The 20,101-nt window shown below is 49.2% G+C and carries 13 protein-coding genes; 6 read left to right on the top strand and 7 right to left on the bottom strand.

Annotation, left to right across the window (positions count from 1 at the left end):
- Positions 1 to 58 precede the first annotated feature (58 nt).
- From HUK38_RS06755 to HUK38_RS06735, 5 genes are all read right to left on the bottom strand, one after another.
- A complete protein-coding gene (locus HUK38_RS06755) occupies positions 59 to 1,201 on the bottom strand; it encodes a hypothetical protein (RefSeq protein ID WP_182583561.1) in 1,143 nt (380 codons plus the stop codon).
- 424 nt (positions 1,202 to 1,625) lie between these two features.
- Positions 1,626 to 3,755 (bottom strand): cadherin repeat domain-containing protein, encoded by a 2,130-nt coding sequence (locus HUK38_RS06750; RefSeq protein ID WP_182583560.1) that lies wholly within the window; start codon positions 3,753 to 3,755, stop codon positions 1,626 to 1,628.
- A 72-nt stretch (positions 3,756 to 3,827) separates the two neighbouring features.
- Positions 3,828 to 4,928, bottom strand: coding sequence for a hypothetical protein (locus HUK38_RS06745; RefSeq protein WP_182583559.1), 1,101 nt, complete (start codon positions 4,926 to 4,928; stop codon positions 3,828 to 3,830).
- A gap of 148 nt (positions 4,929 to 5,076) precedes the next feature.
- Positions 5,077 to 10,044 carry a beta strand repeat-containing protein gene (locus HUK38_RS06740; protein WP_182583558.1) on the bottom strand — a complete coding sequence of 1,656 codons (4,968 nt, stop codon included), beginning with the start codon at positions 10,042 to 10,044 and terminating at the stop codon, positions 5,077 to 5,079.
- A 443-nt stretch (positions 10,045 to 10,487) separates the two neighbouring features.
- Complete coding sequence (locus HUK38_RS06735) at positions 10,488 to 11,333, bottom strand: replication initiation protein (RefSeq protein ID WP_182583557.1); 846 nt, start codon at positions 11,331 to 11,333, stop codon at positions 10,488 to 10,490.
- 704 nt (positions 11,334 to 12,037) lie between these two features.
- On the opposite strand from HUK38_RS06735, the gene HUK38_RS06730 reads away from it, so the two are divergent.
- A complete protein-coding gene (locus HUK38_RS06730; protein WP_182583556.1) occupies positions 12,038 to 12,751 on the top strand; it encodes a hypothetical protein in 714 nt (237 codons plus the stop codon).
- An 84-nt stretch (positions 12,752 to 12,835) separates the two neighbouring features.
- Here HUK38_RS06730 and HUK38_RS06725 read toward each other — a convergent pair whose 3' ends face one another.
- A complete protein-coding gene (locus HUK38_RS06725) occupies positions 12,836 to 13,621 on the bottom strand; it encodes a spermidine synthase (protein ID WP_182583555.1) in 786 nt (261 codons plus the stop codon).
- Between the two features lie 127 nt (positions 13,622 to 13,748).
- Positions 13,749 to 14,606 carry a lytic transglycosylase domain-containing protein gene (locus HUK38_RS06720; protein WP_182583554.1) on the bottom strand — a complete coding sequence of 286 codons (858 nt, stop codon included), beginning with the start codon at positions 14,604 to 14,606 and terminating at the stop codon, positions 13,749 to 13,751.
- A 253-nt stretch (positions 14,607 to 14,859) separates the two neighbouring features.
- Between HUK38_RS06720 and HUK38_RS06715 the strand changes: the two genes are divergently transcribed.
- From HUK38_RS06715 to HUK38_RS06695, 5 genes are all read left to right on the top strand, one after another.
- The gene (locus HUK38_RS06715) at positions 14,860 to 15,849 is read left to right on the top strand and encodes a D-2-hydroxyacid dehydrogenase (protein ID WP_238787507.1); all 990 of its coding nucleotides are present in this window, start codon (positions 14,860 to 14,862) and stop codon (positions 15,847 to 15,849) included.
- A gap of 76 nt (positions 15,850 to 15,925) precedes the next feature.
- Positions 15,926 to 16,180: a HypC/HybG/HupF family hydrogenase formation chaperone gene (locus HUK38_RS06710; RefSeq protein ID WP_182583552.1), complete on the top strand. Its 255-nt coding sequence runs from the start codon at positions 15,926 to 15,928 to the stop codon at positions 16,178 to 16,180.
- Complete coding sequence (gene hypD, locus HUK38_RS06705) at positions 16,177 to 17,313, top strand: hydrogenase formation protein HypD (RefSeq protein ID WP_182583551.1); 1,137 nt, start codon at positions 16,177 to 16,179, stop codon at positions 17,311 to 17,313. Before HUK38_RS06710 ends, hypD begins: the two co-directional genes overlap by 4 nt.
- 94 nt (positions 17,314 to 17,407) lie before the next feature.
- Positions 17,408 to 19,363, top strand: a complete 1,956-nt coding sequence (locus tag HUK38_RS06700; RefSeq protein ID WP_182583550.1) for a hypothetical protein — start codon at positions 17,408 to 17,410, stop codon at positions 19,361 to 19,363.
- A 44-nt stretch (positions 19,364 to 19,407) separates the two neighbouring features.
- Positions 19,408 to 20,100 carry a glycine-rich domain-containing protein gene (locus tag HUK38_RS06695; protein WP_182583549.1) on the top strand — a complete coding sequence of 231 codons (693 nt, stop codon included), beginning with the start codon at positions 19,408 to 19,410 and terminating at the stop codon, positions 20,098 to 20,100.
- Position 20,101 lies beyond the last annotated feature (1 nt).

Below are 20,101 nucleotides of genomic sequence, written 5' to 3'. Positions count from 1 at the left end.
TAAAAATCAATCACTGTGTCTCAACGCACCCGCCGCCGAGACCACTGAAGAACATGACTTAGATGATCGTCCCGGCGCCAAAGACCGTGTTAAAATCCGCAACCGAATTCAGCAACATGTCTTCACCAGCCGCCAACCCTGTCAAATGAATAGTCGTCACATTACCCATTGACGCCCACACCACATCAACCGCGTTATCATTAAAGTCGCCATTGTTGACGGTCGGTGCGTTGCCGTCTGGGAAATCCAACGTATCACCTGCCGCAAAACCACTGATGTTATAAGTGTAGGTACCGCCGGCATTGATCTGGAACAGCATATCAGCGGCGGCCGCATCAAACGGCGTGGTGTTACCCCCCGCCACCCATTCCGCCGTCTGCCCACCCGCCGGCGTCAAACTCGTGTCATTCAACTGCGTCGTCACAGATAACGCACTCGCCGCCTGATAGCCCTGCGGCAAAATCAGATTGACCGAAATGGTCTCCGCCGTCGTACTTTCAGTCGTGGTATCCGCCTCCGCCGTCAAGGTCAAACTGCCTGACAAGTCGCCCGCCGCCACTGTGATACTGCCCGTGCCGGTACTGCCGGTATAATCCGCACCCGCCTCAGCCGTACCCAACAACACATACGGAATGGTCACATCAGCCGCGGCCGCCTCACTCAGCGTAGCGGTATAGGTCACACTGGTTGGATGTGCGCTGCCATCCTCATCAATCATGCCATCCGTTGGCGTTTGTGACAGCGTCACTGTTGGCACGGCCGGCGTTGAACTGCCCGTCTCAAACACGGAATCAGAGGTATCCGCCGCATCCAGTTGTGTCGGGTCTAATGCTGCCGCCGTTGCGTCAACCACTTGCGTACCCAGCACCACCCCAGTAGTACCGACCATCAAGCCAACACTGCCATCACCAAACTTCAGTGTTTGCTCAGTCGCCGTGGCTGGAATGCGAATCTCTTGTCCATTCGCCCCGGTCAAAATCAACGTACTACCACTGCGCATCACCGTGAAGGACGTCGAATCCGCCTGAATGTTGATGATATTTGCACCAGAGGCACCGGAGATTTCAACCGAGGCGCCGTTAGCAATATTGACAGTCTGATCACCGGCAGAATCAGTAATTCTGGCAGCAGCACCAGTTGGCATGGTCATTGCTGGGGTAGTGCCAGTGTAAGTGACATAGACGTTCGGATTAATAGCCATGTAGATTTCCTCTCTCAAGGGTGAAGTGTTGTGTTGCTACTGGAAACAGAGGGCGACGGGGCATTTGACGTAAGATACTAAAACATGCCGCACTTAAAATACAGTGACAGCGGTTGCATTAGTCACTCGACAAAACTCACATTCGCCTCGTCGGGTTATTTTAAAGACAAATAAGTGTTGCAGGAAGACAACAGGATGCGTATCTATTTTACACAAGTTGTCGCAACGAGTGTGCAAAATTCTGTTGTTGATAAATAGAGAGTTATCACCTTTAAGCAAGGTGACAACGGATACTAGAAGATAGGCGCGCTGTGTCGAAATTGCAACCGTACTCTAAATGCCACACCTGTCGCCTGGGCTGACCAAACGACAGATGCGAATGCGCATACCCACTCAGTGCGCGGCCGCAGTCAACTGGCTGGCACTACGCGAAAATCGTTGCACCGGTGTACGACTCCAGACTGGCAACGTCATAAATTGATCCCGCCGCAAGACCTGTCGCAACGCCCACCAAAGAGACTTGCGAAGATATGCCGTTGGAATTCTCAAAAAACATCTCAACGTCATCACCGTACTGATAAACATTGACCGACGACACTGAATATAGCTCCAGTGTGTCACCCCACCCCAGCCCGCTAATGGACGTCCAACTGCCTTCGTAGCTGTTGTCATCATAGGTGTCGTAGAAGTAATAATCTGCTGAACTAGCATCAAAATAAGCGGGTGAACTATAGTAATTACCACCTAATGCTTCCAAATCAATGTACTGCTGTGAACTGCCACCCCAAACATCGATAACCGCGCCGGAATACAACCCCAAAGTGTACTCATCGTAGATTGCGTTGGCAGGCAATCCGGCTGCTATGCCCGGCAGGGATACTTGAGAATATACACCGTAGGAATTCTCAAAATACACCTCAACGTCACTGCCGTACTGATAAACAATGACTGGCGACACTGAATACAACTCTAACGTGTCATCCCACCCCAGCCCGCTAATGGACGTCCAACTGCCTTCGTAGGCATTATCATCCCAAGTATCGGAAAGGTAAAAACTCCCGGCTGCTGCATCAAAATAAGCGGGTGAACTATAGTAATTACCGCCCAATGCCTCAAGGTCAATGTAACCGCTCCCTTGGGCAGTCACATCAACTGTCACGACACCGCTGCCCACGCCACCCGCATTATCCGTCGCCTGCACCGTCAAAGTGAAAGGATCATTTACGCCGCCATCAAGTAAATCGCCCGGATCAGCAACCGTCAAACTGCCCCAACTATCAATCGCAAAAGCCTTGGTGCCATTCAAATTAACATCCGTATTACCTTGCGTGATCGCATAATTCACGACCGTACCATCCGCATCGGTGGCCCAAACGTCGCCAATCCAATCACCAGTCCAGGCATCCTCTGAAACGGCAAAACTGGCCGGTGAAACAACCGGCAGTTGATTAGTGGGCGTGGTCGCCGCCGTCACCTTCACAGTGACCGTCCCCGTATCAGTCGCGCCACCATTATCCGTCGCCTGCACCGTCAGCGTGAACGGATCATTAGCGCCACCATCCACCAAATCCTGCGTATCAGCGACCGTCAGCGTCCCTTTGGTATCAATCGCAAACGCTTTCGTGCCATCCAAATCAACATCCACATTGCCCGTCAAAATCGCGTACCCAGCGATGCTGCCATCAGCATCCGTTGCTGCTACCTGACCAACGGCTGTGCCAACCGTCGCCCCCGCCGCAACGCTCAGAGTCTGGTTATTCAACACCGGCGCACTGTTGGTCGTTCCACCACTGCCAATCAGCGTAATATCACCAACCGACAGCGCGTTAAAACTGGTCAGATCGTACACCAGACTACCCGCTGGCACCACGCCCGCCAACGTCACCTGTGACACCGTCCCATTGCTATTGATAGTCACCACCGCATCAGTGCCGTTACTACTGATACCCAGCAAATTGGTTGCCGTCGTTAGTTGCAGCTTGTCATCTGCACCAAAATTCGTCACCCGCACCACATCCGGCGTGGTAGCAGTATCAGTCAGTAAATACGCACCGGTGCCAGCATCAAAACTTGCCGGCAACTGTTGAGTACCACCAAGCGCATCGAGACTTTTAGTGGTTTGATTAGAGGAAGAAAAAAATGATGCTGACGTATCCGCAGCGTTCAATGCTGTGGTAATGGCCGTTGCAGTGCCATCTACCGTTTGGGTACCAAACTTCACGGCACCCTCAATAACCAGCGTTGCACTGCCATCCGCAAACCGAATCGTTTGCACTGAGGTCGTGGCGGGCAATTCGATGCGTTGCCCTGTCGCCTCATCCGTCAACGTAACCGTACTGCCCGTGCGGGAAATCTTGAATGCACTAGATTCACCCTGGATATTAAAATCATTTGTTCCCTTGCAACTGGAAAGACTCAGGGAAGCGCCACTCGCAATATTAATTGTCTGCGCCCCGTCAGCATCAATAATGTTTGCCTGCATATCAGCCGGGAGCGTAAACGGCGGCGTAGATGTAGTAAAAGTAAAGTATACATTTGGATTAGACAGTGCCATGGTGCAACTCCTCGTTAAAAATAACGCACGAATATGATTTAGTTTAGATAGACAGATGCGCCCGACAGCACCCTAAACAAAGCTAATGTTACCCACAGGTAAGGCATCAAAACTATTAACGTCAAAAACCAAACTACTTGCTGTCGTCACTCCAATCAAATTCAATTGAGAAATCACGCCACTTTGATTAATAGTCATTGTCACGTTAGTCTCCCACGAACTGATCGACAATAAAGATTGGCTTGCACTCTCAAACTGGATAACGTCGTCCGCTCCAAAATTACTCACATCAACGAAATTTGGCGCCGCCGCCGTGTCCTTTAATGAAAACGCCCCGGACCCGGCATCGAAAGCGGCTGGCGCAGTCGCGGTACCTAAATTGTCAACATCCTTGGTGGTTGCTGGCGCGCTATTGCTGGCCAACAGAATATCGCCCACCGGCAAGGCATTAAAACTTTCTAAATTGTAAACAATGTCATTATTCGTTAATATCTCAGCCAATGTAATTTGCGAAACAATTCCATTATCATTAATAGTCACAATGGCATCAGTATTGCTGCTCTCAATGCTCAACAATTCAGCAGTGGCGGTTAATTTAAGCTGGTCATCCGCACCGAAATCAGTGACGCGCACAACATTGGGAACAGAAGCGGCATCAGTTAATAGATAAGCCCCATCCCCTGTATCAAAACTTGACGGCACCTGCTGAGTCCCGCCCAGTGTATCAAGATTCTTCGTGATTTGATTAGAGAAGAAGCTGGCTGATGAATCATCAGCATTCAATGATGCTGAAATTGCTAATGCTGTTTCGGTCAATGCTTGACTACCAAGTTTGACCGCACCACTACTAATCACCAGTTTAACGCTACCATCGCCAAACCGAATGGTTTGCTCAGAGGTCGTGGCCGGTATTTCAATTTGTTGACCACTATTATTATCCAACAACGTCACCGTCGCTCCCGAACGGGAAACCACAAATGCCGTCGAATCCGCTTGAATATTAAAGCTATTTGTTCCCTTGCTGCTACTCAGCGCGAGTGATGCCCCGTTAGCAATGTTAATTGACTGTCCACCATCAGCATCAATAATGATTGCCCGCATTTGCTCGGGCAACGTGAACGTGGGGGTTGTTGAAGTCAAGGTGCCGTATAGGTTCGGATTTAAAAGTGCCATAAGAACCTCGTCTCATTTCAAAGGAAGTGTGTCGGGATTATGCGAAGTAACCCCGCCAAAATAAGCGGCTTTGCCGTTTATCTTAGCAGGGTATTTTACTCACCACCAATCTCCGCTACCTGTCAGCAGCGGAAGGTGAAATGAAGGATCACAACGGGAAGGTGATGTCACCTACTGGAAGAAGATTAAACGACTCGACATCGAAAATGAGGTCATTAGGCGTTGCCACACCCAACAAGGTAATCTGAGAGACAGTACCATTGTTGTTAAGTATTAAGGTGACATCATTTCCGGCATTGGACACTGTCAACAGACTTTCACTCGTAATTTCATAATGTAGCTCATCGTCAGTTCCAAAATTACTCACGTCGACAAAATTTTGCGTTGCCGCAAGATCAGTCAATACCAGTGCACCTGTATCCGCGTCAAAGCTCGCCGGCGCCAGCTGTGTACCACCAATATCGTCCATACTTACTTCAGTGTCACCGCCACCACCGGCTGTGCTGGTATCGGTAATGGTCAGCGCCGCTGTATTACCGACCTGCGCACCAACACTGGTCAGCGTGATCGTCGCAGTTTCATTGCCCTCAGTTGCCACGTCCGCCATCGGCGTCAATGTCAAGGTCGCTGCATTGCTATTCACCATCACCGTACCAGTCAGCGGGATCGTCGTGTCCGCCGTCGTGATACCGGTACCAGTGATGGCATAATTCAACTGCGTCCCATCCACCACATTGGTCGTGGCTAAAGTAAAGAGTTGCGCAGTGCCTTCATTCACCGTCGCCGTCGCGGGTGTCAACGTATAGGTTGGATTCACGCCACCTGCTGTCACATTCACCGTCACCTGAGCAGTGTCACTCTTGCCAAGAGAATCTGTTGCGCGAATGAACAGGTTCGAGACACTGCCGGCAGCCAAGTCACTACCATCAGTTACGCTCAACTGCCCTGTGGCAGCATTGATCGTAAAGGGTGCAATCCCATTCTTATTAACGTCAATATTGCCAGCAGCCTCAATCCCATAAGTCACAACGCCTGCTTCGGGATCAACAGCAACAACATTCCCTACCACCGTACCTGCCGCCGCATTCGTAACGACAGTGAAAGGTCCGGGGGGATTGAAAACAGGGGCTTGATTGACAGCAGCAACTGCTTCCAAAGTGTCAAAGGTGAATGAGTCCGTTGTGGCATTGTAGGTCACACCCGTCGTCTTGGTGTTATCCACAATCACCTGCCAATCAGTATTGGCATCAAAAGCGCCATTGCCACTCAAGTCAATTCGCAATGCGCTATCAAACGTACCGTTATTGTTCAAGTCTTGGCCAGTGAGATAAGCAACATTGCTGTTGGCATCAATCGTGGTGGTTAATGCCACGTTTGCACTCGCCGCCCCCAGGTTAGTGGTGGCTGATTTCAGCACCGCTTCGACGCCCGCCGCCAAATTAATTTGGAGATCATTCGCCGCTTCAGCACCAGATACAGTAATGGTATTGCCGGCCTTCATGTCACCCGAGCCGAGCGTTGCCGTCGTGAACTGCAAGTTACTGGCTTGTCCGGAATCCAAAGTCACGTTATCGGAGCCACCGTTACCATAAAAGGTCAGCGCCGTTCCATTCTTGCTGGCGATAACGGTATCCGCATCAGCCGTCCCTTTGACTTCCAATTTGGCCGCCGAGCCATCACTGGCATCCAACGTCAAACCGTAAGTGCCCGGCGTTGTTCCCGTCAGCCCACTGCCATCCACCGATGTCAACGCGGTCGTGCTAACACCAGTTCCCAAATGGAATGACTGATCGCCGCTGATGGTGATGCTTGTTAGGCTTGGGGCAAGCAGTTCAGCAATCGAATTCCCTTCGCCCGCCGCTGGGGTACCGTCACTAGTAGAGGTGAAGGACAGTCTATCCACATCGGTAAAGTCGAGGGTACCGACGTCAATACCATCTTCGCCCGCGATATTTTTGAGTTGAAGCGTTGCCGTGTCAGAAGTACCACCAGGCAAGAATCCCTTACCCGTTAATGTAACATTATCAAGAACATCATCATCGGACAGCTCGAACTTGATATTGCTCGTGGCACCCGCATTGATGTTGTTGACCGTAAATGTCTGCCCGCCGACACCATTGCCGCCCGACAGGGTGACGCCAGTGAGTGCATTGCTGGCAATGATATTGTCAACATTGTAAACCTCATTAGTGCCTACGGTTGCGCGGACTTCTAACACTTCAAAGCCCTTGACGTTAGAGGCATTCACCACCGACATCATGTCGCCATCAGCGATGCGCAACGTATCAGTACCAGTGCCGCCTTCGAGATTGTCGCTACCTGTCAATCCTACAGCCTGCACATCCACACGATCGTTACCTGATCCACCGGTGAATTTGACATTCGCTGCATCATCAATCACCACCTGCACACCGCCAGAGTTGTTAGTCGCGTCGTAAGTAGAGACACGTTCCAACTCACTTGTGACAGTCAACTGCTTGTCACCAGTGAAGGTAATAGACGCCAAATTACTGAGATTGACCACCTCGGCAGCATCGTCATAGTCGGTATCAGCATTCAGGTCAGTCAACACCGCAAAATCATTGATCGTGCTGCTGGCCGTGCCCGTTGTAGCAATCTCATAGGTCGCAAAACCATCCGTGAGATCGAGTGTATCCAGTGCTACTCCCGACAGCGCAATTTTCGCAGTGCCGGTATTGACGCTATTTTGATAGGTGACTTTGAAGTCATCTGTCTCAACTGTCTCCACATCGCCGCCAACTACACTGATTGCAGCATTGTTGGCAACATTAGTGACAGTCAGGGTTTCACTGCTGTTGTTATTGGTCAGAGTAGTCATGCCGGCCACATTGACAGCATTGAACACTACATTCTTATCAACACTAGCATTCTGTAGCTTGAAAACCTCGACTTCACGCGAAGTGAGAATATAAGTGGCATCAAGATTGGGTGCGAATGTAAAACGCGCCGTATCCGTACCATCATTCCCATCAATCACATCAGCGGGGTTGACGCTCGTTTGATCGCCAATGAAAGTGTCATTACCACCAGCACCTTCCAACGCATCGGTTTGGCTAGTCAGTGACAACTCAAGCGGCTGTTCAGCATCATCGGCTGGATTGTTAGTCACGTTAATCACGACATTTTCAGTCGCCGAGTTACCTGCCACATCCGTTGCTTTAATCGCCAGCGTAAAGCTGTTCGGCGTCGTTTCATAATCATTGGCCGCGCCTGTTAAACCCGCCGCAGTCAAGGTGATATTACCCTTGCCGTCAATCGCAAAGAAGCCATCAGTATTACCTGATTCAATACCGAAACTGGCAATGCTGGAATCGGCATCAGTCGCCTGCACCTTATAGACGAGGTCAGTGACATCATCATTCGCGCCTTCGATGTAACTGATTGTCTGACCGGCGGTAATTACTGGCGCGGTGGTATCCACAACTACCGCTTGATTCGCAAAGGCTAATACGTCATTGCCAGCGACATCTTGCAGCGTGTTAGCGCCAGGCGTGTAAGCCAACTTAAATGTTTCACCCGCCGCCGCCGCACTCGCCAGCGTCAAGACCACTGCAGCACTTTCAACCATAACACCGACGACATTATTCACGCCGGCGCCGCCCGTTGCGGAAGTCACGGTCACTTGAAAATCGCCCGCAAGTGGTGAAGCGACAGTAGTATTAAGTGCCTCACCAAAATTGAGTGTGACCTTATTGCCCACAATGACAGCGGACGTGACTGCTGGCGGAGTATCGTCTAAGTCTTCCACTTCGAGCATGACGTCAACAGCGTCGGAGACGTTACCAGCCGCATCGGTGGCGGTCACTGTCACCTTAAAGCCATTCGGCGCAGTTTCAAAATCATTGGTCGGCGCAGATGTCGTTGCCGGCACCGTTTCAGTCGCCGCTGCCGCTGCTGCCGCACCTGCCGCCGTCAAACTCAACTTGCCTGTCGCATCAATCGCAAAATAATTGGCATAGTTGACAGGCGTCGCTGCCGGCGTGGTCGTATTTTCCACCGCAGACACAATGCTAAAGCCAGAAATTGCGACCCGGTCATCAGTTGCCACAACTGTGGCAATAGTGGCGCCCGCAACCTGGTTTTCGTTGTAATTAAAGGTCTGATCAGCTGCCACTACCGGCTTGATGTCATCCCCCGTCGAGGTATCAACCAACAAGGTTGTCACCGACCCGATCGTCGCTGCCGCGCCATCAGTCACGGTCACGGTGAACTGCTCGGTGAACTCCGCGCCATCACCAGTCTTGGCACCCACACTAAATGTACCGGTATTGGAACCAGCGGCGATGGTCACAGTGCCAGCGGTCGCGGTGGAAAAATCATCCGCAGTCGCCGGATTATCACCCGAGCCAGTCAACGAGTAGTTGAGCGTCACATCTTCTGTCACTGGCACATTTGATGTGATTGTATACTCAATCGTACCACCTTCAGACAGGGAGGTCGCCGCGCCCTCAACCGTGTAGGCCAGTGGTGTAATAGCGTTACTCGCAGCATCCACAGCTGCTTGAATTTCTTCTGGTGTGGTTTGAGACGTAATGCCACTGACCAAATTGGCCGCCGTCGCCAAAAACGCCTGCTGCTCAACCGGCGTCATTTCCGAATAGCCGCCCAGATCATTTTCAGTCTGGTAATCATAAAAATCAGAACACGCCGTCACCCAATTCTGGTACATCATCTGCGTAGTTTCAGTCGTGGCCGCACTCGCCCACATACCGTCAATCATCTGCATGACCAACGCACCCACACCGGCACTGTTGTAATCGGTAATGCCCGCCGCCGACATCGCCGCCTGCCAGTAAGCAAAGCCTTCCGCATCCGGCGCATCCACCATGAACACGTTCTGATACAACGCGGTCAAAAACGCATCACCCGTTAGCGGCGCGCCCGCTTCATCCTCGTACTTGGCTTGGACTAGTTCCTGATCGAAAAAGCCATTTACCAAATTGACATAAGGTTGATACGCATCTTCGGGCGTCGTCCAGGCTTCAACTTGTTGAACCCAATAATTCGCACCCTCAGCGTCGGCAGCAGCGCTCCAGACGCCAGCGTAGATTTCTAAAACTTTTTCCAAAGTACCGTAAGTAGTTGGTCGTGACATGACAGAAAAACTCCGTATGAGTGTTGTGACAAAAAAAACTAAAAGGTCAGCGTGAATGATTTAGGTAACAAGTCCTAGATTATCACGACTGATGATAAATTCTAAAGCGTAGGTCACACCAGAGGGCGCAACCGTATTGCAAATCACGACGCAACCGGCGCCGTTAGCGGGTAAATGCGGGATAAAAGGTGGCACATCAATTGGTCAACATACAGAACCGCCCACAGCGTTAAATGGCATCCTGCATGGGTCAATTTCAACGTTAGAATTGGCATGTACCTGTCGGTGTTGTTTTTTGCATATGTGGCAAGATCACCAACAATCGCCTGCAAGCCTAACCGCTTAAACGTGATTCGTCAACAGGATTGATGCAGCAACTCCCGTTTTTTTACCACATTGGCGCCGTTGCGGTCGTTGTTTTAATGCCACAGAAGGCGGAATGCTCAGACACTGGTACTCAGTAAGCGTTGCAAGCGCTCAGTCGCCGCCGCCCAAGATTCGCCGGGGCGCGCATGTTTCTCGATATAAGCACGAGTCAAGGTCGGTTTTGCGGGCGGTGTAGCCGGCGGCGCCGTGTGCGCGGCTGGCTGTTTCGCCTTCACCTTCGAGCGAATCAAAAACTTAAACGCCACAATCCGCCGCCCCGCTTTAATCTGCTCATACGCCACATGAATCGGCGTTTGCGCGTTAATATCTTTAATCGCCGGGTCAATAATCCATTTCTTCAGATCAGCAATGGCCGGATATTTATCATCCAAGATCAAAATATGCCGCAACTCTTCAACGTCAATTTCACGCTCGCCTTTACTGAGGTATTGCATCATCAGTTCATACAACCGAATGGAATAGGCCGAATCAAACTTACTAATATCGGCTAAAGCATAACGGGTGAATTCCTTTTGTAATTCGGAAATGTACGGCAGGATGTCTTTACTAAATCTCAAATAAATATCACCACCCTCTTCATAAGCGACAGTCTGCACCCAGCGCGTGACTAACGTCCGTTTATGCTTGCCGCCACCATTCGGCAATTGCGTAATCCAAATTTCCCGCCGACTCAAGCGTAGCGCCGCTTCTTTTAATTCCTCGTGAATACTATTTCTGTCAGTCTCTGCTAATGCCGCAATGTGCGCGGCTGTGACCTTATACATCACCGCATCCGTGATTGGCTCGCGTGGAGTCACCTGCGCAATACAGCCCAGCAAGATGCGCTGTTCGGCGACAGTGAGACGGTAGGTAGCACTGACGAGCGCGTTAGACTTCGTCACAATTTCGGGTTTATCAGTCATATAATTACAGTGTGATTGGTGAACAAGTGGCGCCGAGTATACTAAAAAATGAGAACTTAAACCTTCTCACATGTCATCCCGAATCCCTCCACATATCATCCCGAATCCCTCCACATATCATCCCGAATCCCTCCACATATCGTCCCGAATCCCTCCACATATCATCCCGAATCCCTCCACATATAGAGACATTTTCCACCGTCAAAATCAAACACTTACGCCGTCCGAAAATCTTAAAAGATAAAAATTTAAAAACTAAAAAGCGCAAACCACACGGTGGGCGCACAACCGACACCACACCCAACCGCCCCACCCATTCGTCAACCTCGTCTGTCCATGTATCGCCCTGAATTTGTCCACATATCATCCCGAATCTGTCCATGTATCGCCCTGAATCTGTCCACAGATCGAGATATTTTTACCTTAAAAATCAAAAAGTTACGCTGTTAAAGGCTTACCAACCCACCAAAACCTCAGCTACTCCAATCGGGCAAGCCAACATCCCCAGCATCAACAAAAAAACCGCCCCGATCTCACGGTAGCGGTTAATTGATTTCAATTCCAATTCAATCCAAGATCACGCAAATTGAATAAATAAGAGTGAATAGGCAAACACTACGTCACCCGGAATAACAAGCGATGCGGTGGAGTGTGTTGGATGTATACTCTACAGTGAATCCAATAACCAACACAGGAAACGCGACATGTCCACCACCTATGAAGAAATTCTCAATTTATTTCGAGAAACTGACCGCAAATTTCAGGAAACTGACCGCAAATTTCAAGAACTCGCGGCATCGCACAAAGAAACTGACCATACACTTCAAGAACTCGCGGCATCGCACAAAGAAACTGACCGTACACTTCAGGAACTCGCGGCATCGCACAAGGAAACTGACCGTATACTTCAGGAACTCGCGGCATCGCACAAAGAAACCGAACGCTTCCTGAACGAATCCGCCCAACGGATGGAAAAGAAAACGAAAGCGCTTGAAGAGCTTTTTGTCGGTCAATGGGGAAAATTGATGGAATCGCTGGTAGAAGGCGATTTGGTTGCGCTATTACGCCAGCGCGACATTCTCATTGCAGATACCAGCACCCGACTCAAGGGCCGCACCCCCAATGGTGGCAATTATGAATTCGACATCCTCGCGCACAATGGCGATGAAGTAGTGGTCGTCGAAGTCAAAACCACATTACGCCCAAAAGATGTCACTCATTTTATTGCCAAACTCGATTGCATAAAAGAATGGGTGCCGCGCTATGCAAATAATCGCATGTATGGCGCAGTCGCTTGGCTAACAGCGAATGCCGGCGCCGAAGAAATGGCAATCAAACGCGGCCTATTAAGTATTCGCGCCACCGGCAATTCAGCATCCATTCAAAACCCAATTGAATTTATGCCACGTCAATGGTAAGGCAATAGTGCCTGACTGGGGATTTAATCGTTCCCACGCACCAGCGCGGGAACAGCCGCGACCTTTTAACAACTCACTCAAACATTAAATATCCGCATAATCTTCAATACGGCAACCCAACGCTTTCAATAACAATGCACTCACCAAACCACCAATTAACCCCCCCATCAACCCCGCCGGCACATCATTGACAAAACTCAAAATCCGTTCTTTAGTCGGCAAATCAAGATTCGCCCCCGAACCAACCATAATCCACACACTAATCCCCACCACCGCCGCCGTTAAACCCGCCACCAACGGCGCCCCAAATAACGTGGCCAATCGCCCACGACTCATATCAATTAACCACGCCTGATTAAACTCAAATAACGTCCCAACCAACGCCACAATCCCCGCCGCAATCACCGCCGGCGCAATTGGTTGAGGCGATAATGACAACAGAATAGCCATCGCCAATCCAGCGCTCGTACCAGCTAATAAACCTGTTAATGTCACACCCAATGCCCGCGCATTATGATGCGGCCCCAACTTGAATAACGCCCCCGAAATAACCCCCATACCAACCGTTAAACCAGCCAACATCGGTAATTCCACCTGCTGCCCAGCACCCACCAAATAACCAATTGACGCCAATACCCCCGCCCCCGCCCCAACTAATGCCACCGTCATCGCACTGTACAACGCCGATGTCGTCATAGCCGCAATACAGGTGCCGACAATTAACGGCTGCCAACCCGTGAAATGAAACGCAATTAACACCTGTTGCACGGCAACAAAAATAGCGCCAAAAACTGCGCCCGCTAATCCCCAAACCACCAATGCCAAAGCCATTGTCGTGGCGCGATCTCGCGCTGATTCTTGCGCTGCCATAGGTTATCCCTCCTCAATTCAAGCTGCAAATAATGGTGATGTCATGATGAATGTCGTAAATGCCATAAACGCAATTAACTAAATCGGCACACATTCACCGCTGGCGGCATATTCAACCGAATGCCGTTTAATCATCTGCCAACCGCGACTCTAATACAAACATCGGCTGACTTTCAGGACCAACCCGGTGCATCGAGGGATCAAGCGCCTGTTTAGATAATGGACTCTCTAATGACAATGGGCGCAACCGTAATGATAATTTGGAAATATCCAGTCGTGTCACCTTGCGAATATTTGGCCGGCCAACCGCAAGCACCCCAGGCCCATCCATTGGCAATTGGGCGCGCATACTCAGCGCCGCAGTTGGCAATGAATTGAGTGCCAATCCCACTAATTTCTGCGCCTCGGGTGAATCAACTTTTAATCCTTTACTACGCAAATATTGCCGCAATACCCGCTGCGTGTATTGCTGGGTTTCAGGATAAGTCACGACACCATTCGAGCGTTCTAATGCCCCTTCACCCGCATTATACGCCATCACTGTTTGACCAATACTATACAATGATAACAACCGTTTTAAATGTCGCACACCAGTGCGGGCATTAATTGCCGGATCAAATAAAGCCTCAATCGAAGTCACGCCATAATCACCGGCCGTTTCCGGCATCACCTGCATTAACCCAATTGCCCCAGCCGGTGAAATTGCATTGGGATTATAATTCGATTCCGCCCGCACAATCGCATGAACTAAATCACGATCCACACCATAACGCAGCGCCGCCGCATCAATGATTTTCATTAATGTTTTACGCGGTGGCGTTGGGCGAATGATTGGTAAAGGCGCCGGCGTAGCCGCAGTTGTTTCCAATTGCGCCTGCGGCGTTGCTGACAATAAACTGACCGCCGGCGGTGCCGTCGCCACCTCAGCGGCCTGTAATGGTGCAATGATACTCATCAATAAAAAGAAGATTAAACGCTTTGACATTGGCAGCCTCATCAAGGTTGGTTAAAAAGTGAAATGCATTTGATAAAAATAAAGAATAGCTACATTGCAGATGACTGCAAAAAATAATGGTTATGCCGCCCCGCGAGCAGCTACAGTTAAAATACACCGAATCACCATACCCCGCCACACAATCATTATCGCATTAAATACCAGTGGGCAATTAATTTCATGGTTCACAGCGCGTTCAGTCTGTTAAACTAAGCGCCATTCAGCACCTAAATTGAGCAACGCCATGATGACAAGCACATCCCCCGTTTCAATCCCCATCACCAACGGCGTAATACTTGATTTAGCCAGTATTGACACCGGCGACCTCAGTTTAACAACATTAATGAACACCGGGCTACAGTGGACAACTTATTCACACACCGCCCCCGACGTTATTGCCGAGCGTATTGCCAATGCACAGGTTGTAGTCACTAATAAAGTGCCATTCAATCGCGCCGTATTAACCGCCGCCCCGCAATTAAAGTTAATTTGCATTGCCGCCACTGGCACCAATAACGTTGATCTTGCTGCTGCCCGCGAACTCGGCATCGCCGTCACCAATGTCCCCGGCTACGCCACGCCCGCCGTCGTGCAACACGTTTTCGCCGGAATTCTAGCCTTTGCCACCCAATTATGGTCTCAAAATCAATCAGTTACACGCGGTGACTGGTGCCGCAGCGACAGCTTTTGCCTACTCGACGGGCGCATTTATGAACTCGCCGGGCGCTGTATTGGCATTGTCGGTTACGGCGCCCTCGGTCGCAGTGTAGCGCAAGTTGCTGAAGCATTTGGGATGCGCGTATTAATTGCCGCTCGCACGGGCGAAATCATTCCGCCCGGACGACTTGCATTAACCGCCCTCCTGCCGCAAGTTGACATATTAACCTTGCATTGCCCATTAACCCCAACCACCCGCTGGTTAATTGGCACTCACGAATTAAAGTTAATGCGGCCAACTGCGCTATTAATCAATACAGCGCGAGGCGGCATTGTAGATGAATGTGCATTAGCCACCGCGCTACAGGAACACTGGATCGGTGGTGCTTTAATTGACGTTTTAACGGAAGAACCACCTCCGCTCACGCATCCATTACTCGCGCCAGATATTCCCAATTTAATTGTCACACCTCATGCGGCCTGGTCAAGCCACGAAGCCCGCCAGCGATTATTAAATGCCGTTGCTGACAACATCACGGCATTTATAAACGGCACCTCAGTCAATCGGGTTGTTTAAATAAACCGCCGTTAAATTGATCGGTTGATGATTGGCAAAGTTAATCAACATTACTCACGCTTTGGAAATAACCACCATGTGTCTTGCAATTCCGGTGCGCGTCACACAAGTCATCACCGATCCGCCCAGCGCCGCAGTGACTATTGCAGGTGTTAATCAAGTTATTTCACTCGCTTTATTAGATGATGATGTGGTTATTGGCGATTATGTTTTAGTGCATGTCGGGTACGCATTAGCCAAAATCAGCCCCGCCGATGCCGAAGAAACGCTGACGTTAATGCGTGATGCCGGACTCATTGCTATTCATCATAATACAGACTTGCCGCAGTGAAATACCTTGATGAATTCCGCGATGGTCAATTAGCGCGCCAATTAGCCGACCGCATTGCCGCCGAAGTCAATCCCAATCGCTATTACCGTTTAATGGAGTTTTGCGGCGGTCATACCCATGCAATTTTCCGCTATGGTATTCAAGATTTAATGCCGCCAAATGTGCACTTTATTCACGGTCCGGGCTGCCCCGTGTGTGTCTTGCCAATGGCACGAATAGATCAAGCTATTGCAATGGCGCAGCAGTATTCAATCACGCTGGCGACCTATGGTGATTTAATGCGGGTGCCCGCCAGTCATCGTCAAACTTTATTCAGTGCTAAAGCGGCGGGGGCGGATATTCGTATCATAACATCCACGCAAGACGCATTAACCTTTGCGCGGCAAACATCCACCCGTCCCGTCGTGTTATTTGCCATTGGTTTTGAAACCACCACGCCGCCAACCGCCGTTGCATTAATCACTGCCCAGCAAGAACGCCTGCATAATTTTTCAGTCTTTTGCAATCATGTTTTGACCCCGCCCGCATTACAAGCAATTCTCACTGACACCGCACATCAATCCGCATCAATTGATGGGATTTTAGGCCCATCGCATGTCAGCACCATTATTGGCAGCGCCGCCTATCAATTTGTTACCCAAGCATTTAATAAACCCATTGTCATTGCCGGCTTTGAACCGCTCGATGTCATGCAAAGTACCCTGATGTTAATTCGCCAAATCAATGATGGGCGCTGTGTATTAGAAAATCAATATCAGCGCGTGGTGACAACAGCGGGCAATTGTAAAGCGCAAGCGTTAATGAAGATGACATTAAAACTGCGCCCACAATTTGAATGGCGCGGGCTGGGTTGGTTGGCAAATAGTGCTTTACAAATAGCGGATGAATACGCCGAGTTTGATGCCGAACAGCGGTTTGCCGTGACGATTAAACCAAGTGAAGAACAGCGCGGTTGTCAATGTCCAAGTGTCTTGCGCGGGCAATTAGAACCGACGGATTGTCCATTATTCGGGCGGGTATGCAACCCAGAGAATCCATTAGGCGCGTGCATGGTATCATCCGAAGGCGCCTGTGCCGCCTATTGGAATTATGGCCGCCGCGCAAATATCAACCCATCCATTGCTGTTTTGTGAATAAGATTTTCAAGCGTTTCATTTTGATCTAGTGCGTATTGCATTGATTACAGTCAATGCACATTTTTTATTACTCTAACAACGGAGAATAACAATGACAGACTTGACCATCCCAGAAAACTACACCGAACTATATGATGAAAACGGCATTCTCATTGGCTATTCTGTGACTGATGGCAGTCAAGACACCTTGTATGATTTAGCGTGGAATATTACGGGCTATCGCATCATTAATAGCTATGATGATGGCGCTGGCTTTACGTTCAGCACAGTTAAAGAATACGATGCGGATTGGTTTTTAATACGTTCCACTTATAGCGATAGCACCGGTTATCAAAACGTTTTAGATCAAGAAAAACAAACTGATGAAGCTGGCAATCTCACCGGTTACTTTAAAACGGTCACAATAGACTATGCGAATGATGCACCGCTAATTATTAAAACCCTAACCTATGATGCAAATTGGCAATTGATCAATCATATTGAGTTTGATGGTTTTGTCACCTCAAGCTATAATGCTGGCGGCTATTTAATTAGTCAAGACGCTGATTTGAGTTTAATGACAACGGCATTAGATGAAAACGGCACGACGCTGTATACCTACACCAGCGCCGATGGGATGACGCACAACTATGATGCAACTGGCCATGCGATTAGTCATCATCTTATCGATACCTATGGCGATATAACTCAAGAATACTTTTACAATGGTGAGCAAAATCTTATTAAAAATATTTACCATGATAATCTCACAGGCTTTTGCACTACGACGGAATTACAGACATTAAAAGATGTCGAAGGCAATATCACTGGTGCTATTAAAACCAGGACAACTGATTATGCCGATGGTTTCCCGGTGGTCATAGAAACCATTGCTTTTAATGCCGATGGTATTAAATCAAATAAGGTTGTTTTTGATGGCATTGCAACTACAACCTATGATGCGGATGGCAATTTAATCAGCCAAGAAGCCGATACAACCCGCATGACGCCAACCATAGATGACGTGACTGCTGCAATTGTCGGTTATCATTATGCTAGTGCCAATGGCTTTACCCACCATTACGATCTGAATGGACAAGCGGTTTGGCATCATCAAGCAACCAGCTATGATGATGGACTGGGCTATAATTCCAGTAATACCAATGATTATCTGGGTGATTGGACATTAATCAGTGCTACAACCACTGATAGCAACGGCTATCATTTTAGTAAAACACGCGATACACTCACGAATGCCGATGGTTTAATAACCAATTATGTCGTGACAACTATTATGCAAAATGCAGGCAGTTCAATTATAGAAACCAATATCAATACTTATGATAGTGATTGGCAACTGATTGAGCGCATTCGTTCGGATGGTTATATCACTATGACCTACGATTCAATGGGTCAAATCACGAATGAAGTAGTAGATTTAACCGCTATGACCCCAACGCTCGATGACAGTGGGCAAATCATTGGCTACAGTTATACAACAACGGATCATACGCACTATTATGATGTGAATGCCCAATGCACTGGCCACCACTATTTTTATAGCTATACCAGTGAAGACGGCTACAGCTCAACCGATACTGCTGATTATGATGAGCAATGGCATTTGTTAGCAGACAGCTATAGTTATTTTAATCCAGATGGCACAGGTTCTGAATCGTCTGCTACCTACGATCACAGTGGACAAGTCATCGAATCAACCACTACCGTGTATAGCCTGCATAGCGACGGTGAAATAATGGCTACAACAACAGTGATTAACTACGCCGCGACAGTCACGATGGAAATAGATGGGTTTACGCCCGGAATTGAAACAATAGATTTAACCGACTTAATTGGTTGGGGCAATGTATTGTATGGTTTAGATTTTGATGGTTCAAGCCAGTTGTTTGATTTGCGCTATGATGCCGATCAACAACAGACCACCCTGACTATTGATGTTGATGGAGTGCGCGGTGGCAATGATGCCGTCAAGTTAGTGCTGCTGGGTGTTGATGCAACGTCAATCACCACGAATGATTTCACCTATGGCAGCTTCGTTCCGTATTAGTCACTCTGATTGCCAACTTTGCAGTTGTATTGCGTGAAAAAGCCATGATAGACATCAGCGCCATCGAGTTATTGGTTGTCTTATTTGTCCTGTATCTTGGTGGCCGCTGGTTAATTAAAACGTGGCTTAAACGCAGACGCGCTCGCTATGCTGCTTATATTCTCGCTTATCGGTTTCCCAGTGGCTTAATTGACCGTTTTGCAGCGCGTCATCCCAGCTTATCGCCGCAAGATCATCAACAAGTGGTCGCCGGCTTAAGACAATTTTTTTTAGCCTATTTGAATAGCGGCCGCCGTTTTGTTGCCATGCCATCGCAAGTGGTTGACGATTTATGGCACGAGTTCATTCTATACACCCGCTTATATCAATTGTTTTGCAACCGCGCTTTCGGGCGCTTTTTACATCACACCCCCGCCGTTGTATTAAGCCGTGAATACCGCAATAATGCGGGATTGCGGCGGGTGTGGTGGCACACCTGTCAATTAGAACAAATCAATCCGCGTCATCCTGATCGGTTGCCATTGTTATTTGCATTAGATCAATTATTGCGGATTGAACACGGGTTTTATTACACTGCGAATTGTCATGGCTTGCAACGTCACACTGGTGAAATTATTCATTGCGGCGCGGATATGGGTGATGCCAGTTTTGATGGCACGACGGACGGGTTTGATAGTGACAGCAATGACGGCGGCGGTAGTGATGGCTGCGGTGGCGGATGCGGAGGTGGCGATTAAG

Origin of the sequence: Thiospirillum jenense, assembly GCF_014145225.1 — a bacterium.
Classification (GTDB): Bacteria; Pseudomonadota; Gammaproteobacteria; order Chromatiales; family Chromatiaceae; genus Thiospirillum; species Thiospirillum jenense.
This window is presented reverse-complemented; position numbering and strand designations above follow the sequence as displayed.

What these genes read in the sequence shown, in the direction of transcription:
- HUK38_RS06755 (WP_182583561.1), bottom strand. Translation starts at nt 1,201, where the DNA reads ATGGCTATTAATCCGAACGTCTATGTCACTTACACTGGCACTACCCCA.
- HUK38_RS06750 (WP_182583560.1), bottom strand. Translation starts at nt 3,755, where the DNA reads ATGGCACTGTCTAATCCAAATGTATACTTTACTTTTACTACATCTACG.
- HUK38_RS06745 (WP_182583559.1), bottom strand. Translation starts at nt 4,928, where the DNA reads ATGGCACTTTTAAATCCGAACCTATACGGCACCTTGACTTCAACAACC.
- HUK38_RS06740 (WP_182583558.1), bottom strand. Translation starts at nt 10,044, where the DNA reads ATGTCACGACCAACTACTTACGGTACTTTGGAAAAAGTTTTAGAAATC.
- HUK38_RS06735 (WP_182583557.1), bottom strand. Translation starts at nt 11,333, where the DNA reads ATGACTGATAAACCCGAAATTGTGACGAAGTCTAACGCGCTCGTCAGT.
- HUK38_RS06730 (WP_182583556.1), top strand. Translation starts at nt 12,038, where the DNA reads ATGTCCACCACCTATGAAGAAATTCTCAATTTATTTCGAGAAACTGAC.
- HUK38_RS06725 (WP_182583555.1), bottom strand. Translation starts at nt 13,621, where the DNA reads ATGGCAGCGCAAGAATCAGCGCGAGATCGCGCCACGACAATGGCTTTG.
- HUK38_RS06720 (WP_182583554.1), bottom strand. Translation starts at nt 14,606, where the DNA reads ATGTCAAAGCGTTTAATCTTCTTTTTATTGATGAGTATCATTGCACCA.
- HUK38_RS06715 (WP_238787507.1), top strand. Translation starts at nt 14,860, where the DNA reads ATGATGACAAGCACATCCCCCGTTTCAATCCCCATCACCAACGGCGTA.
- HUK38_RS06710 (WP_182583552.1), top strand. Translation starts at nt 15,926, where the DNA reads ATGTGTCTTGCAATTCCGGTGCGCGTCACACAAGTCATCACCGATCCG.
- HUK38_RS06700 (WP_182583550.1), top strand. Translation starts at nt 17,408, where the DNA reads ATGACAGACTTGACCATCCCAGAAAACTACACCGAACTATATGATGAA.
- HUK38_RS06695 (WP_182583549.1), top strand. Translation starts at nt 19,408, where the DNA reads ATGATAGACATCAGCGCCATCGAGTTATTGGTTGTCTTATTTGTCCTG.